Annotated in this window: 14 protein-coding genes, 1 tRNA gene and 2 pseudogenes; 9 read left to right on the plus strand and 8 right to left on the minus strand. The window is 58.8% G+C overall.

Going from position 1 to position 16,459, the window contains the following annotated elements; translation table 11 throughout:
* Window positions 1-76: 76 nt before the first annotated feature.
* Window positions 77-364, minus strand: a pseudogene (locus RS9916_RS04530) (PhoH family protein); the annotation flags it as partial.
* Between RS9916_RS04530 and RS9916_RS04535 the strand changes: the two are divergent.
* Window positions 365-3,313 (plus strand): annotated as a pseudogene (locus RS9916_RS04535) (magnesium chelatase subunit H); the annotation flags it as partial.
* 82 nt (window positions 3,314-3,395) lie between these two features.
* Here the strand turns inward: RS9916_RS04535 and RS9916_RS04540 are convergent.
* The 4 genes from RS9916_RS04540 to RS9916_RS04555 form a co-directional block, all read right to left on the minus strand.
* A complete protein-coding gene (locus tag RS9916_RS04540) occupies window positions 3,396-3,806 on the minus strand; it encodes a thiol-disulfide oxidoreductase DCC family protein (protein WP_007098082.1) in 411 nt (136 codons plus the stop codon).
* Window positions 3,807-3,833: 27 nt separating this feature from the next.
* On the minus strand, window positions 3,834-4,625 hold the full coding sequence (gene folP, locus RS9916_RS04545; protein WP_007098083.1) for a dihydropteroate synthase: 792 nt from the start codon (window positions 4,623-4,625) through the stop codon (window positions 3,834-3,836).
* 62 nt (window positions 4,626-4,687) lie between these two features.
* Entirely contained in the window at window positions 4,688-5,419 is a 732-nt protein-coding gene (gene tpiA / locus RS9916_RS04550) for a triose-phosphate isomerase (RefSeq protein WP_007098084.1), read from the minus strand.
* 60 nt (window positions 5,420-5,479) lie between these two features.
* Window positions 5,480-5,662 carry an RNA-binding S4 domain-containing protein gene (locus RS9916_RS04555; RefSeq protein ID WP_007098085.1) on the minus strand — a complete coding sequence of 61 codons (183 nt, stop codon included), beginning with the start codon at window positions 5,660-5,662 and terminating at the stop codon, window positions 5,480-5,482.
* 41 nt (window positions 5,663-5,703) lie between these two features.
* On the opposite strand from RS9916_RS04555, the gene RS9916_RS04560 reads away from it, so the two are divergent.
* The 3 genes from RS9916_RS04560 to RS9916_RS04570 are packed head-to-tail and all read left to right on the plus strand — an operon-like array spanning window position 5,704 to window position 8,119.
* Entirely contained in the window at window positions 5,704-7,455 is a 1,752-nt protein-coding gene (locus RS9916_RS04560) for an ABC transporter ATP-binding protein (RefSeq protein WP_007098086.1), read from the plus strand.
* A complete protein-coding gene (locus RS9916_RS15095; RefSeq protein ID WP_007098087.1) occupies window positions 7,455-7,883 on the plus strand; it encodes a hypothetical protein in 429 nt (142 codons plus the stop codon). The genes RS9916_RS04560 and RS9916_RS15095 overlap by 1 nt, the downstream gene beginning before the upstream one ends.
* On the plus strand, window positions 7,880-8,119 hold the full coding sequence (locus RS9916_RS04570) for a DUF6447 family protein (protein ID WP_007098088.1): 240 nt from the start codon (window positions 7,880-7,882) through the stop codon (window positions 8,117-8,119). The genes RS9916_RS15095 and RS9916_RS04570 overlap by 4 nt, the downstream gene beginning before the upstream one ends.
* A gap of 133 nt (window positions 8,120-8,252) precedes the next feature.
* On the opposite strand, the gene RS9916_RS04575 is transcribed toward RS9916_RS04570, so the two are convergent.
* From RS9916_RS04575 to carB, 3 genes are read right to left on the minus strand one after another with little or no spacing between them, the layout of a single operon-like run.
* Window positions 8,253-9,608, minus strand: coding sequence for a sodium:alanine symporter family protein (locus RS9916_RS04575; RefSeq protein ID WP_007098089.1), 1,356 nt, complete (start codon window positions 9,606-9,608; stop codon window positions 8,253-8,255).
* 45 nt (window positions 9,609-9,653) lie between these two features.
* On the minus strand, window positions 9,654-10,328 hold the full coding sequence (locus RS9916_RS04580) for a DUF3386 domain-containing protein (RefSeq protein WP_007098090.1): 675 nt from the start codon (window positions 10,326-10,328) through the stop codon (window positions 9,654-9,656).
* Window positions 10,329-10,358: 30 nt separating this feature from the next.
* On the minus strand, window positions 10,359-13,682 hold the full coding sequence (carB, locus tag RS9916_RS04585; RefSeq protein ID WP_007098091.1) for a carbamoyl-phosphate synthase large subunit: 3,324 nt from the start codon (window positions 13,680-13,682) through the stop codon (window positions 10,359-10,361).
* Between the two features lie 114 nt (window positions 13,683-13,796).
* On the opposite strand from carB, the gene RS9916_RS04590 reads away from it, so the two are divergent.
* The 5 genes from RS9916_RS04590 to RS9916_RS04610 all read left to right on the plus strand — a co-directional run bounded on the left by RS9916_RS04590 (window position 13,797) and on the right by RS9916_RS04610 (window position 16,449).
* Window positions 13,797-14,432, plus strand: a complete 636-nt coding sequence (locus RS9916_RS04590) for a DUF3318 domain-containing protein (RefSeq protein WP_007098092.1) — start codon at window positions 13,797-13,799, stop codon at window positions 14,430-14,432.
* A complete protein-coding gene (gene rsfS / locus RS9916_RS04595; RefSeq protein WP_007098093.1) occupies window positions 14,425-14,817 on the plus strand; it encodes a ribosome silencing factor in 393 nt (130 codons plus the stop codon). The genes RS9916_RS04590 and rsfS overlap by 8 nt, the downstream gene beginning before the upstream one ends.
* 9 nt (window positions 14,818-14,826) lie before the next feature.
* Window positions 14,827-15,321 (plus strand): CGLD27 family protein, encoded by a 495-nt coding sequence (locus RS9916_RS04600; RefSeq protein WP_007098094.1) that lies wholly within the window; start codon window positions 14,827-14,829, stop codon window positions 15,319-15,321.
* Between the two features lie 22 nt (window positions 15,322-15,343).
* Window positions 15,344-16,312 (plus strand): asparaginase, encoded by a 969-nt coding sequence (locus RS9916_RS04605; protein WP_007098095.1) that lies wholly within the window; start codon window positions 15,344-15,346, stop codon window positions 16,310-16,312.
* A gap of 60 nt (window positions 16,313-16,372) precedes the next feature.
* Window positions 16,373-16,449 (plus strand) — tRNA-Met (locus RS9916_RS04610).
* Window positions 16,450-16,459 lie beyond the last annotated feature (10 nt).

The following is a 16,459-nucleotide window of genomic DNA, read 5'->3' on the forward strand; positions in this document are numbered from 1 at the left end:
GGCAGCTTTGGCAAGGTTGTGGTCACCCCACAGGTGCGGATCTCCCCATCGAGGGCCTGGGCCTGTCAGGACCGGCTCAGGTCCGGCGGGATCGCGGGGCTGTCGATGGTGGCCCGCCATTGGCTTTATCGCGCTTGGCGTAGGCCTCCACCACCCGTTGCACGAGGGGGTGGCGCACCACATCGGCCGAGGTGAGCTTGCAGACCGCTACACCTTCCACACCCTCCAGCACCTGGGCAGCCTCCACCAATCCGCTCAGTTGACCGGCCGGTAGATCCACCTGGGTGATGTCGCCTGTCACCACCATGCGAGAGCGCTCGCCCAGGCGGGTGAGCACCATGCGCATCTGCGCTGGAGTGGTGTTCACCCCAAAGCCATCGATGCACTCAAGCGGCTGAATCGCCCTTACATGGTTGCCCTGCCCCTGGTGTTCCAAACCACCCAGGAATGGGAGGACAGTGATCTGGGCTTGCACCCTGTTCAGGTGGCTCTGCAGATCGCCATTCCTGAGCTGGATGGCGCCATCGAACCCATCGTGCTGTCTGGTCGCGACGATGCCACCGGCAAAGCCCACACCCTGCAGGACCGGGTGGATGCCATTGCTGAGCGTGCAATCCGCTGGTCGTCGCTGCGCATTAAACCCCGGAAAGACAAAAAGCTCGCCATAACGGTGTTCAGCTTCCCCCCCGACAAAGGCAATGTCGGTACCGCTGCCTACCTCGATGTTTTTGGCTCCATCCACCGTGTTTTGGAAGAGATGAAGGCCAAGGGGTACGACGTGCAGAACCTGCCGCGTGACCCCAAAACCTTGATGGAAGCGGTGATCAACGATCCCGAAGCCATGCAGGGAGCACCCGAGCTCTCAATTGCTCACCGGATGAGTGTCGAAGAGTACGAGCGCCTGACCCCTTACTCCGAGCGGCTCGAAGAGAACTGGGGCAAGCCCCCCGGCAACCTCAACAGCGACGGGCAGAATCTGCTGGTTTATGGCCGCCACTTCGGCAACGTGTTCGTCGGCGTACAGCCCACCTTTGGCTACGAAGGTGATCCCATGCGTCTGCTCTATTCCCGCAGCGCCAGCCCTCACCACGGATTCGCTGCTTACTACACCTATCTCGAGAAGATCTGGAAAGCTGACGCGGTGCTCCACTTCGGAACCCACGGCTCTCTTGAGTTCATGCCTGGTAAGCAGATGGGCATGAGCGAAACCTGCTACCCCGATTCACTGATCGGTGCGCTTCCCAACCTCTATTACTACGCAGCCAACAACCCCTCTGAGGCCACCATCGCCAAGCGCCGCGGATATGCCTCAACCATCAGCTATCTCACGCCTCCTGCTGAAAATGCTGGCCTCTACAAGGGCCTCAAAGAGCTCGGGGAGCTTGTTGGTTCGTACCAACAACTACGCGAGGGCGGCCGTGGCGTTCAGATCGTCAACACGATTGTTGAGACAGCCCGTCAGTGCAACCTCGATAAAGACGTCGACCTGCCTGATGACGATTCCTCCAGCCTTGATCTGGAAGGACGTGATGCCCTGGTGGGTGCGGTTTATCGCCAACTGATGGAGATCGAAAGCCGGCTCCTCCCTTGTGGCCTGCACACCATTGGCAAACCTCCCACTGCCGAGGAAGCGATTGCCACGTTGGTGAATATTGCCGCGCTTGAGCGTGAAGAAGATGGTCTGCGCTCCCTCCCCGGTCTGCTGGCTGAAGCCATGGGCCGCACGATCGAAGACATCTACAAAGGCAACGACGAAGGCGTCCTCGCCGATGTCGAACTGAATCGCACGATTACCGAAACCAGCCGTGCCGCGATCGGCTCGATGGTGCGTTCCCTCACTGGCCTGGATGGCCGGGTCAACCTTCGCGGGAATTTCGGTTGGCTGATGGATCTGCTCACCAAGTTCGGCTTCAAGCTGCCCACACCCTGGTTGCGCGCTTGTTGCAACGCTGGTTTCACCAGCATCGACTCCGTTGAGCTGGACAAACTCTTTGCCTATCTGCGGTTCTGCCTCGAGCAGGTCTGCGCCGACATGGAGATGGAAAGCCTGCTTCGGGCTTTGGATGGTGAGTATGTGCTTCCTGGCCCCGGTGGTGATCCCATCCGTAACCCTGGCGTGTTGCCCAGTGGGAAAAACATTCACGCCCTTGATCCTCAGGCCATCCCGACACGGGCAGCTGTGGCCGCCGCCAAGGGTGTGGTCGACAAATTGATTGAGCGCCAGAAGGAAGAGCAAGGCACTTGGCCTGAAACCATTGCCTGCGTTCTGTGGGGCACCGACAACATCAAGACCTACGGCGAATCACTGGCGCAGATTCTGTGGTTTATAGGAGTGCGCCCTGTGCCCGATTCCCTGGGCCGAGTCAACAAGCTCGAACTGATTCCCCTTGCGGAACTGGGTCGCCCCCGCATCGACGTGGTTGTGAACTGCTCCGGTGTGTTCCGTGATCTGTTCATCAATCAGATGGCCCTGATCGACCAAGGCGTGAAAATGGCCGCCGAAGCTGAGGAACCGCTCGAACAGAACTTCGTACGCAAGCACTCCCTTGAGCAGGCCGAGAAGGACGGCACCAGCCTTCGCGATGCTGCCTGCCGTGTGTTCTCCAACGCCAGTGGGAGCTACAGCTCGAACGTGAACCTTGCGGTAGAGAACAGCACCTGGGAAGAGGAAGGTGAGCTGCAGGAGATGTATCTCTCCCGCAAGACCTTCGCCTTCAATGCCGACAACCCCGGCGAAATGAATCAGAAGCGCGAAGTGTTCGAGTCGGCGATGAAGACCGCCGATGTCACCTTCCAGAACCTCGACTCAGCGGAAATCTCCCTGACCGATGTGAGTCACTACTTCGATAGTGATCCCACCAACCTGATCAAAGGCCTCAGAGATGACGGCAAAGCTCCGACGAGCTACATCGCTGACACCACCACTGCCAATGCTCAGGTTCGTTCGTTGAGTGAGACGATCCGCCTCGACTCCCGCACCAAGCTGCTCAATCCCAAGTGGTACGAGGGCATGCTGGATTCTGGATATGAAGGTGTGCGCGAGGTTGCCAAGCGACTCAACTTCACCTTGGGCTGGAGTGCCACCAGTGGCGCCGTTGACAACTTCGTCTACGAAGAAGCCAACGAGACGTTCATCAACGACCCAGAGATGCGCAAGCGTCTCCTGGAACTTAATCCCCACAGCTTCCGCCGCATCGTTGGCACTCTGCTGGAAGTCAACGGTCGTGGGTACTGGGAAACCTCCGACGAAAACATCCAACAGCTGCAGGAGCTCTATCAAGAGGTGGAAGACAAGATCGAAGGCGTCGCCTGAGTTCAACCCTGGCAACGGATACGTTGACCAGGGTTCCAATGCTTGTCTCGCTTGAGGCCTGCTCCCCTTGGAGCAGGCTTTTTTATTCGGAGCCGAGCTGGCACCGATCGCTGCAGAGGGTGTCGAGATCAGCGCGGCCAGTCCATTGCAAACGCTTGGCAGCCCAAAGGACGTAAAGACGATTCACCAGGGGCCGCACGACAGGCCATGTGGTGGGGAGGTACAGCCAACCAAGACCGATCAGCCGATACGCCTCTCGAAACACGGCCACGTTGATCAACACAGTTCCATCTCGGCGGATGGCATGAATGCGAGCCATCGCCTGGCGATAACTGATGCCGGCCCAAGCCTCAGGCTCGTAGTCGGCGGCATCGACATCGACAAACGCGAGACGTTTGTCTTGATCTCGACGACGCAGAAAGGAGACTTCGCGAAGGCAGAGCGGGCAGCCCCCGTCGTAAAGCACGGTCAATTCCGCCTGAGAAGTGGTCACAGCAGACCAAAAAACGATTGAACGGTTCTAGCCAATGGGCCAGAGCGCCGAGGCCATCTGGGTGATCTGAACAATCGGAGCCACATCGTGCACACGCAGCACAGCCACGCCTGCACCCACAGCCCGCGTACAAACCGCCGCTGTTCCCCACAAGCGCGCCTTCGCACGGGGTTCATCCAGCACCGCTCCGATAAATCGCTTGCGAGAAGGGCCCAACAGCAGGGGGACTCCTGGTTGCAGCAACCGCTCCAACTCCTGCAGCAGCTGCAAATTCTGCTCGGTGGTTTTGGCGAACCCAAGCCCTGGATCCCAGATCAGTTGATCGCGCTGGACACCAGCAAGTTCCGCACAATCACTGGCCTCTTCCAAGGCCTGCAACACCGACTTCACCACATCCGTCCCGTAGTCCGTCAGGCCATCCATGGTCTTGCTGTTGCCACGGCTGTGCATCAACACGAAAGGGCAACCAGCTTCCGCGATCAAAGGAAGCATTGCGGGATCACGGCGACCTCCGCTCACATCGTTGATCCAATTGGCTCCAGCCTCCAAAGCGGCCTCCGCCACTGGAGCCAAAAAAGTGTCAACTGAGAGCACTGCCTGAGGATGGGCAGCACGAATCTGTTGCAAGGCAGGGATTAAGCGACGGATCTCTTCGGCCGCCCCTACTTCCTCCGCTCCAGGGCGGGTGCTCTGAGCACCGAGATCGAGCACAGTGGCTCCTGCCTTGAGCTGCTTTGAAGCCTGGCGCAGTGCCCGCTCAGGCGTGTTGAACAACCCACCATCGCTGAAGGAATCGGGAGTGAGATTGATCACCCCCATCACCGCCGTTGTCTTACCCCATCCTTGTGGCCAGGCACTCAACGGCGGAACAGTCACAACCTTCAGCCGGCCTGATAGTTGGCAATACGAGCAAAGCTCTCAGCCTCGAGAGACGCACCACCGACTAGCACACCATCGATGTCGCTCATCGACATCAGCTCATCAATGTTGCCGGGTTTGACCGACCCGCCGTACTGAATGATCAGGTCAGGCGAACCCACCCAGCTGCGGATCAGACCACAAATGCGATTCGCTTCACTGCTCTCGCAGGTTTTACCCGTCCCGATCGCCCAGATGGGCTCATAAGCCACGATCAGCTTGGCGGGATCAAGTCCTTCCAGCCCCTGCTCAACCTGACGCCGGATCACCCGTTCTGCCTCTCCGCGGGTGCGCTGCTCATCGCTTTCGCCCACACAAACAATCGGAATCAAGCCGTTGGTCTGCGCTGAACGGGCCCGGTGATTGATTTGCTCGTCGCTCTCGCTGAAGTATTTACGGGGCTCGCTGTGACCAACAATGGCGTAGCCAACCCCATGTTCAAGCAGCATGGAGGGGGCGATTTCGGCGGTGTAGGCACCGTGCCCCTCCCAGTGAACGTTCTGGCTTGAGAGCTCGACGCTGGAGCCTTTGGCGAGCTCAGCCATGGTGGAGATGGCTGTGAACGGTGGAGCCACCACCAGATGACGGTCGTTTGGGGTGGCGCTGATCAGAGGCAGAAACGCGGCCATCCATTCCCTGGCCTGGGCACAGGTCATGTGCATCTTCCAGTTGCCAGCGATCACCGGTTTGCGCACGCTTGAGACCTCGCACAGTCAGCAGCAGCCAACTTACGTTCTGGCGCGTGTGGTTTGGCGTTAAAGCTCTGTGACCTCGGCCTGATCGCTGCCCAACGTCACACGATCGGCCAGTTGCAACTGGCGGCCACGGCGGGTTTCCACTGAACCGTTGACCTCCACTTCACCTGCTTGGATCCGCATCTTGGCTTCACCTCCAGTGGCCACCCAGCCTTGCCACTTCAGGAATTGATCAAGCCGCATGGGCGACAAAGCGTGAGAAAGACCATTGATAGTGTGACGCCATGCTGAAACAGTCCGAAGCAGGCTTCCGCAGACTGCTGCCGCTGCTGCGTCCCCATCTGCGCCAGTTGAGCCTGGGGCTTGTCTGCATGCTGGTTTATGTGGGCAGCTTCCTACTGCTGCTCAATCTTGCGGGTGATCTGTTTCCCGCCCTGGGATCGAAAGACCTCAGCCGCGTCCTTGCCCTGATCGGCCAAGGCGTCTTGATTTTTGCTGTGCAGAAACTGGCCCAATTTGGGCAGGATTCCCTCCTGGCTGGACCAGCGCTGCAAGTGAGCAAAACGCTGCGAAGCGATTTGTTCAGCCGTCTCCAAACCGTGGAACTGGGAGCCCTGGAAAAACTGTCGGCCGGTGACCTCACCTACCGACTGACGGAAGACGCGGATCGTGTCAGCGAAGTTCTCTACAAGTCCGTTCATGACACCCTTCCCAGTGTTCTTCAGCTGATCGCCGTCCTCGGCTACATGCTTTGGCTCGATTGGAAGCTGACAGCGTCGATCTTGCTGTTGGCACCGCTGATCATCTGGCTGATCAGCCTGTTCGGAGCCAAGGTGATGGCCGCCACCGAACGCAGCCAGACAAAGGTGAGCGAATTGGCAGGCCTACTTGGAGAAGCAATCGAAGGATTGCCTCTGGTGCGTGCCTTTGCCGCTGAACCCTGGCTGCAAGGTCGATTTGAAGACGAAATCGATCAACACCGCAAGGCGCGCCACCGCACTTACAGCCTCGTCGCCCTGCAGCATCCCGTGGTCGGGATGATTGAGGTGGTCGGCCTTTTTTCAGTGCTTGGACTTGCCGCATGGCGGATCCAAAGCAATGACCTCAGCATCGCTGGCCTCAGCAGCTACCTCACAGGCCTGGTGGTGCTGATCGACCCCATTGCCCACGTCACCAACAATTTCAACGAGTTTCAACAGGGACAAGCGTCCCTGCGCAGATTGCGGCAGATCGAGAGGGAGCCCCAAGAAGCCTCTGATCCATCGCCATCGATCCCCATTGGCCGTCCCCAAGGACACCTTCAGCTGCAACAAGTCAATTTCGCCTACGACAACGGCAAGCCTGTTCTCCACAACATCGATCTCTCCATCGCTGCAGGACAAGTGGTGGCTCTGGTGGGTCCATCCGGTGCAGGCAAAAGCACCTTGTTCTCCTTGCTACTGCGCTTCAACACCGCCCAATCCGGCGAAATTCTTCTCGATGGAAACAATCTGTCTCAGGTGAAGGCCAGGGAACTACGCCAACAAATGGCGCTCGTTCCCCAACGCACCACTGTTTTTTCAGGCAGCATCGCCGAGGCCATCCGCTTTGGACGACCCGCCAGTCAAAGCCAGCTGATGGAGGCCGCCCGTCTGGCCAATGCCCATGACTTCATCATGGGGCTGCCAAAGGGGTATGACACCCAGCTGGAGGAACGCGGCACCAACGTGTCCGGCGGTCAGCTCCAACGCATCGCCATCGCCCGCGCTGTGTTGGGAAATCCTGCGGTGCTTCTTCTCGATGAAGCGACCAGCGCCCTCGATGCTGAGGCCGAGGCTGCAGTCCAGGTCGGCCTAAGACAAGCCATGCAAGGACGCACGGTATTGGTGATTGCCCATCGTCTTGCGACTGTGCAGGAAGCCGATCTGATTGTGGTGCTCGATAAGGGCAGGATCAGCGAACAGGGCAGCCACGATCAACTGATGACCAGCAATGGGCGCTACCGCGAACTGTGTGAGCGACAACTGATCCGCATGAATGCTCCAACGAACGTCTAATGGAGACTCCAAACGAGCTCAACCCCGTTGCGGCGAAAACGCCATCAACCACGCCTCAACAGCGCTGGGAATACAGGGTGGTGCACATCAACATCAACAACGATTCGCCACCTCAACCATCGACACCGGAGGCAGCCAGCAAAAAGCTGCAAGGGTCTCTCAGTCCGGAATTCATTAAGCGTGAATTTCCGCAGATGTATCAGAAACAATCAGCGCAGCAGAAGCACCCTGCCGCACAACTGCAGCATTTTCTCAATCTGCTGGGCAACGAAGGTTGGGAACTGGTGGAGACCAGTCAGGTGGGCGGGTTGTTGATGTTCTTCTTCAAACGACTACTGGTTGTTCAACCCGACTCCTCAACCGACCAGCCCAACGCTGACGATGGAGATAACGCCGGTAAGATCTCCCAGTCAGACAAGGAATCATGACCAGCTCCGTGCCTTCCCAGGAACAGAACCCTGTGCTCACCTTTGAGGGCAAGCGCTATGACCTCAATGCATTGCCTGAGGAGCTCAAGGAGTTAGTGCGGGGCATGCAAGTGGCTGATGCCCAGCTGCGCATGCACGAAGACACCCTCAAGGTGCTGGCTGTTGGTCGTCAGTCGATGGCGATGCAGCTGAACGAACGGCTTAAGGATGTCACACCTCTGGGTGATGCCGCCTGAGATCTAACCCCCTGAGCAAGCAAAAGCCCCCTGCAATGCAGGGGGCTTTTTGATGGGGCAGTGCTCTGAACGTTGGTCACTTGTGATCAAGTTGAACAAAATTGAGGCGAATTACATGCGTTATCGGGCCATCTCAAGGTTCCTGCACGCTCTGACGCGCTGCTGAGAAATCGTAGGAACGGGTCAACTGGAAGACCACGGGAGAGAGCATCAGCACGCCAATCAAGTTAGGGAGCACCATTAGGGCATTGAGAATCTCTGCAATAGTCCAAACGATTCCGCCTGAGGCAACAGCACCGAACACCACCACAGCAACCCAAACAAGCCGGAAGGGTCGAATCGCTTTCACGCCGGCGAGGTACTCAAGGCAACGTTCGCTGTAGTAGCCCCATCCAAGAATGGTCGTCAGCGTGAAGAAAACGGTACCGAACACAACCACCCAGTTGAAACCAGGGATCCCAGCTCCAAAAGCATCAACAGTCAAAGAAACTGTTTTTGCACCAGCCACATACTCCGGCTGAGAATACAAGCCACTGATGAGAATCACCAGGGCGGTCATCGAACATATGATGATCGTATCGATGAAGGTACCAATCATGGCAACAGAACCCTGCAGCACAGGGTCACCCGGCTTAGCCGCAGCTTGAGCAATGGGTGCAGTGCCCAAACCTGATTCATTCGAAAACACACCCCGGGCTATACCGCGCTGAATAACCGCTCCGAGAGTGCCGCCAGCAGCAGCCTGACCGGTGAACGCATTGGAAAAAATCAACCCAAATGCGCCTGGAACCTGATCGATATGAGCGATCAAGATCACCAACGCCCCAATCACATAGACCAGAGCCATCACAGGCACCACCACCTGGGTGACGCGGCCGATCCTCTCAATACCACCGATCAACACCGCAAACGTGATCACTGCAACGACCACGCCTGTGACGAGGGGAGGAACACCAAAGGAGCTCTGAAGCGCTTCGGCCATGGCATTCGCTTGCACACCATTACCGATACCGAAGCCGGCTAACGCTCCAAAAAACGCAAAAACGCCACCCAACCATGCCCAGTTGGAGCCAAGACCATTGCGAATGAAATACATGGGGCCGCCAACGTGCTCACCCAGCTCATCCACTTCGCGGTAATGAACGGCTAACAACGACTCCGCGTATTTGGTCGCCATGCCCACGAGGGCAATCAACCACATCCAAAAAATCGATCCAGGACCACCGACGGCAATTGCCCCGGCCACACCGGCAACATTGCCGGTGCCGATGGTGGCCGCCAAGGCAGTCGTGAGGCTCTTGAAAGCACTCACATCACCTTCACCCCGACTGTCGCGGATCGAGGCGAACGCTTGACGAAAACCAAAACCAATTCTGAGTAGGGGCTGAAACTTCAGCCCCACCATCAGATAAACACCCGTTAATCCAATCAGCCAAAGAGTGGGTTGTCCCCACAGGAAGTCATTGACATCAGTGAGCAGTTTGTCCAACGGAGTTCCAACACTTCGGAAAGTATGCCGAAAGCGCTCAGGGGATTAACCCAGGGGCTGTAAGTCTTCAAACAGAAACGTCTGCTCGGAAGCTTCAGAACCAGCGGAAGCTTCGGTCCTTACGCGCCGAGACGACAACACCCAAGGACCACCCTCACCCAGCGGGGAGAATTGATCCTCAAAGGAGCTGGCACCACCCTTGGCCTCACCTGAGGCGGGATCGGAATACTGACTGGAGTAGGTCTTGCTGAGGTAGCCGGCTCCGGTATCGGTGGTGGAACCAGTGTGAATGGTCACCACTGTGCCGTGGATATGACGGTGAACCATCGTGACCACATCGTTCTTGATGCGGTAGCGGTCACCTGCGCCTTTACCGCCAATGATCACCTCGAGACCTTCGTCCGTGGTTTCGCCGGCCGTAAAGGTGTTCTCGCCGTGGACCTGATCAAAACTGCGACGCACGCGATGAATGGCGACCTCCCAAAGCTGAGAGGCAATGGCTTTCTCCACCTCGGGGTCATCAATACCGGCGACTGAAGCCTTCAGATCCGAGCCCACGGTGAAGGTGCCTTCGACGCGACGGTCGCCCTGGATCCAGACACAGCGCCCCTGGTAACCACTGAAGCCGGGATCCCAGGTGTAGCGGTTTTCGTAAGCAGCTCGGAATGCGGCACGACAATCGGTACCGGGAGCAGTTGCGGTGCTGAGGGCCTGGGTCACAACAAAAGCGAACAGATGTTCCTGTCGACCTTAATGGCTAACGCCATGCCGATGAACGTCCTGCAACGCGTGGATGGTGAGACTTTCGGCCTGAAGCGCCGCGATTGCCTCGACTGCAGCACAGGCACCGGCCAGGGTCGTGACCGTCGGAACGGAGTAATCGAGGGCAGCGCGCCGGATGTAGCGATCGTCGTGAGCGGCTTGACGCCCGATCGGGGTGTTAATCGCCAACTGGATCCCTCCAGAGCGAATTAAATCCTCGATGTTTGGACGTCCTTCATGCACCTTCAGCACAGAACTGACCTCCAGACCTGCCTCAGTCAGCACTGCTGCGGTGCCGGACGTGGCCGTGAGTTCAAATCCCAGTTCGATTAAACGGCGCGCAACCGGCACGAGGGCCTGCTTGTCGCGGTCATGGGTGGACAGGAACACCCGTCCGGAGGTGGGTAGTGCATCGCCCGCAGCCAACTCGGCTTTGGCGTAAGCCATGCCGAAATCTTGGGCAGATCCCATCACCTCCCCGGTCGATCGCATCTCGGGGCCGAGCACGGAGTCAGCACCAGGGAAGCGGCGGAACGGAAGCACCGCCTCTTTCACCGCTTGAAGTGGAGGCTTGGGCTCGTCGGTGAGGCCAACCTCCGCCAGGGTTTCTCCTGTCATCAAACGTGTGGCGATGCGCGCCAGGGGAACTCCGGTCGCCTTGGCCACAAACGGCACCGTGCGAGACGCACGGGGGTTCGCTTCGATGATGTAGACGATCTCTTCTCCAGAAGCATCGCGCTGAACAGCGAACTGGAGGTTGATCAAACCCTGCACTTTCAAGGCCACCGCCAGGGCCTCAGTCCAACGACGGATCAGCCCGAGAGCTTGCTCGCCCAGAGACACGGCAGGCAAACAACAGGCCGAATCACCCGAATGGATACCGGCAGGTTCGATGTGTTCCATCAAACCGCCCACAAGAACTGTGTTTTCGCGATCACACAGGGCATCAACATCAACCTCGACGGCGTTCTCGAGATATTGATCAATCAGCACCGGATGATCGGGTTCCACTTGAACCGCTTCAACCATGTAGCGATTCAATTCCTGTTCGTCGAACACCACTTCCATCGCGCGTCCACCGAGCACATAGGAGGGACGCACCACGACCGGATAGCCCACGCGTTCGGCCACTGATCGCGCTTCTTCCTCGCTACGGGCTAAGCCGTTGCGCGGTTGACGAATCTCGAGTTCCCGCAGGATCGCCTCAAACTGCTCGCGGTCTTCAGCCCGGTCGATGGATTCCGGAGAGGTGCCCAGAATCCGCGTTCCGGTGCTGCGCCCTGCATCGCTGCTGAGCCAATCCAACAAGGGCAAGGCAAGCTTCAGCGGGGTTTGCCCACCGAACTGCACGATCACCCCTTCCGGACGCTCCGCTTCAATCACATTGAGCACATCCTCGAGCGTGAGGGGTTCGAAATAGAGACGATCGCTGGTGTCGTAGTCAGTCGAGACCGTTTCTGGATTGCTGTTGACCATCACGGTGGCGTAACCGCCGTCCTGAGCCGAGAACGAGGCATGGCAACAGCAATAGTCGAACTCGATACCCTGACCGATACGGTTGGGCCCACCTCCCAAAATCATCACCTTGCGGCGATCTTCCGGCTGCACTTCGGACGCCATAGGGAGAGCCTCCAGAGCGCCTGCGCCAGTGAGCCTGCGGACCGGACGCTCATAGGTCGAATAGTGATAGGGCGTGGTGGAAGCAAACTCCGCAGCACAGGTGTCGACGGTTTTGAACACCGGTGCAATTCCCTGCTGCTGGCGATGCTGCCGCACGCTCAGCTCATCACTGCCAGTCGCCCAGGCGATCTGACGGTCGGAATAGCCCAGCTGCTTGAGCTGCAGCAAGACATCGGCATCAAGCTGCTCCAGGCTGCGGCCCTTCAGCAGCGAAGCCTCGGCGTTGATCAAGGTGCGGAGCTTGGCGAGGAACCAGGGGTCGATGCGACTGAGGGCATGAATCTCCGCATCGGTACGGCCTTCGACCATGGCGGCCCGCACCGCCAGGATCCGGTCAGGGGAAGGAGTGCGAAGACTGCGCTCCAACTCAGCTGCTGGCATTGAAACGTCAGGCCGATCGCAGCCCCATCCGGACAGACCGGTTTCAAGAGAGCGCAACGCCTTTTGGAATGACTCTTCAAAGCAACGACCAATGGCCATCGCTTCACCCACCGATTTCATGGCGGTGGTCAGCACAGCCGGGGATCCCCGGAACTTTTCAAAGGCGAAGCGAGGAATCTTCGTGACCACGTAATCGATCGTGGGCTCGAAGCAGGCCGGAGTCTTGCCTGTGATGTCGTTGAGAATTTCGTCGAGGGTATAGCCAACGGCAAGCCTTGCGGCGATTTTGGCGATTGGAAAACCGGTGGCTTTACTGGCCAGGGCCGATGAGCGGCTGACCCGGGGATTCATTTCGATCACCACCACATCGCCATCGTCCGGATTGATGGCGAATTGGATGTTGCTGCCGCCCGTCGCCACGCCGATCTCACGGATGATGGCGATCGATTGATCACGCAGGCGCTGATATTCCCTGTCTGTGAGGGTCTGAGCAGGGGCCACGGTGATCGAATCACCGGTGTGGACACCCATCGGGTCAAGGTTCTCGATGCTGCAGACGATCACGACGTTGTCGACCTGATCGCGCATCACCTCCAGTTCAAATTCCTTCCAGCCCAGTAACGACTGTTCGATCAGAATCTGGGAGACGGGGCTGGCCTCGAGCCCGCTTTTGCAGATCGCCGCGTATTCCTCAGGGTTGTAAGCGATACCACCCCCGCTCCCGCCAAGGGTGAAGGCAGGTCGAATGATGCGAGGGAAGGTGCCAATCGCGGCACCAACGGCTTCCGCTTCTTCCATGCTGGAGGCGATTCCGGAAGGGCAGACCTTGACCCCGATCCGCTCCATCGCCTGTTTAAACAGCTGGCGGTCTTCCGCCTTCTGAATCGCCGGCAGATCAGCACCGATCAGCTCAACGCCGTACCGTTCGAGCGTGCCGTTTTCCGCAAGCGCCACAGCCAAGTTCAGCGCTGTCTGCCCCCCCATCGTCGGCAACAGCGCGTCGGGGCGCTCCTGTTCGATCACCCGCGTCACAACCTCTGGGGTGAGGGGCTCGATGTAGGTGCGATCCGCCAATTCCGGATCCGTCATGATCGAAGCCGGGTTGGAATTCACCAACACAACCTCGAAACCATCGGCACGAAGCGCTTTGCAGGCCTGCGTTCCCGAATAATCAAATTCGCAGGCCTGACCAATCACGATCGGACCTGAACCCAGCAGAAGGATGCGACGAAGATCAGACCGCCGGGGCATGGGCTTCGAGATTCAGCCAAACCTGACCAGCCTCCCATGCGGCAGGCCTCTCACCGTTCTCTCCGGGGCCGTCACTCGCTAGCTTTAGGCGATCTGGAAGCAAGTCAGAGGACTATGAGCGAGCTCCAGCGCCTAAAGGGGCTGCTGCCACCGGAAATGCAGAGCTGGGTGTTCGTGGAGGCTGCAGCTGCGGTGGAACCACCTCTGATCACCCTGGAAGAGATTGGCCGAGATGAGGTGGAGATTCAGGTGGATCTCGACCAATGGGACAGCCTCGCGCTTGATCACCGCAACCTGCTCTTCTGGCACGAGGTGGGCCGGGTCCAGAACGACACCATTCCCCGCGATGGCTGGGAAATGGCAGCCCTGGCCATTGGCCTCGGAGGCGCCATCGGCGAACTCTGGGTTCAAGACGGCTTGCTGCTGATGATGGCCCTTGGTTTGTCAGGCTTCGCCGGTTATCGGCTGTACCTCAAAAACAACTCCGAGAAACGGTTGCAGGACGCCATCGCCGCTGACGAGCGGGCCATTGATCTGGCTTGTCGCTTCGGCTACAGCGTTCCCAACGCTTACAAAAGCCTGGGTGGTGCCTTGAAGGAGCTGGTCGAACAGACCCGAAAGAAGAAGAAACGGAGCTTCTACGAAGATCGTTTGGAAGCGCTGCGCAAGAGCGCCAACAAAGCCAGGGCTGAAATGGCCCAACAGCAGGGATCACGAGAGTCCGTCACCAGCGAGAACGTTTATGGCTGAGGCCCAGTTTCAAGATCTCGACAGTCAGAAGCTGGCGGAACTCGCCGCAGACGCCTGCGACGACCGCAAAGCCACCGGCATTGAGCTGATTCGCGTCGACGAAGTCTCGAGCCTGGCGGATTGGATGGTGATTGCCGGCGGTCACACCGACGTTCAGGTGCGTGCCATCGCCCGTTCCGTCGAAGATCGACTCGAGGAGGTCACAGGCCGTCTTCCTCTGCGCAAGGAGGGTGTTAACGAAGGATGCTGGGCCCTGCTGGATTACGGCGAGGTCATCGTGCACATCCTTCAGCCCAGCGAACGCAGCTACTACGACCTCGAGGCGTTCTGGGGTCACGGTGAACGTCGAACCTTCGTAGCGTCGGAGCTTGATCAGGGACTCTGAACTGCGTTGATGGCCAGCATGAGCCCCTGCCCCGTCCCTCCTGAACAACGTCCTCAGGAGGAATTTCAGCAGCTCTGTACGTCGTGGTTTTTCACCTGGCCCACTGAATCCCAACAGGGCCTGGATAAAGCCCTCCTGATCAGCTGGTTCGGCATTCTTCCTCTCACCGTGCTAGTCGCCAGTGGGAGCTGGACGTTGCGCAACGATCCGCCGCGACTTCTTGCGGCAGGAGCAGTGGCGGCTTTTGTGCTCCCCATGTTGTTGCTGGTGCGCCAGTGGTTGGGGTGGAGTTACGTGCACAAGCGCTTGTTGGCCGAACAAGTGGAATACGAGGAATCCGGTTGGTACGACGGCCAGGTGTGGGAAAAGCCCTTGGCATGGCGTGAGCGAGACATGTTGATGGCCCGCCACGAGGTGCGTCCGATCCTTGGCCGACTCGCGCGGGCGATGGCCTGGACCGCCGGCCTGATGCTGGTGGGGGGCAGCCTCTGTCAGGCTCTTTGAGCATCACAGCGGATCCCGACCCATGGCCCTCCCCTCCAGCCTCGGTGGTGGTTCCTCAACAGCCCTTCCCCCGTTAGAGGTCCGGCTCAAACGCAGTGGATGCGTCGAATCAGTCCATCGCGTGCATGCGGTCGTCTGTGACCAGCGCGGACGCATCCTGATGCGGGCCGGTCAGGCCAACTACGAGACCTTCATTCGTTCAGCGCTGAAGCCCTTTCAAGCGCTTCCCTTTCTCAGCAGTGGGGCGGCAGCCAAGGTTGATTGCGGCGATCGTGGCATCGCCATCAGCTGTGCCTCCCATGCAGGCACCCCTGGCCATGCCCGCGAGGCCTTCAAGATCCTCTGGAACGCCGAACTGGAGGCGGATCAACTGCAATGCCCAGTACCAGCAGGCGCCAGCAGCCCTCTGGAGCACAACTGCTCGGGAAAGCACGCCGCCTTCCTTGCCACCTGCAAAAAAATGGCCTGGCCAACGGACACCTACCTGCAGGGGGATCACCCCGTTCAGCAGGAAGTGAATCGCCGGGTTGCCGAACTGCTGGGCCTGCCTGCCGACGAACTCATTGCCGCACGCGATGACTGCGGTGCGCCAACCCTGCGTCTTCAGTTGGCCCAGATGGCTTTGCTCTATGCCCATCTCGGGGCCTCGACCCAGGCCGAACTCGAGCAGATCAGTCGGGCCATGCTGGCTCACCCCCACCTGGTCGCAGGCGAAGGAAAATTCGACACCGAGCTGATGCGACGAGCCCATGGCCAGGTGCTCAGCAAAGGCGGCGCGGAAGGCATTCAATGCCTCAGCAGGATCGGAGATGGCTTGGGGGTCGCGATCAAGGTTGAGGACGGCTCCCGCCGTGCCAAACAGGCCGTGGCTCTGCACCTGCTCCGTCAACTCGACTGGCTCACCCCATCTGGCCTCGAAGAATTGGAGGAACAGGTGCTCCTGCTCAACCCGGGCGTGCAGCTGGAGGTGCATGGAGCGCTGCGCGATTGAAGCTCTGTAATCAGGGACACCGCTGTGTATGATTTGGGGGTCGCAAGCGCGGCGTCACGCCGCGGGGTAGAGCAGTCTGGTAGCTCGTCGGGCTCATAACCCGAAGGTCGGGAGTTCAAATCTCCCCCCCGCCACCACTTCAAAAGC

This window comes from Synechococcus sp. RS9916 (assembly GCF_000153825.1).
Classification (GTDB): Bacteria; Cyanobacteriota; Cyanobacteriia; order PCC-6307; family Cyanobiaceae; genus Synechococcus_C.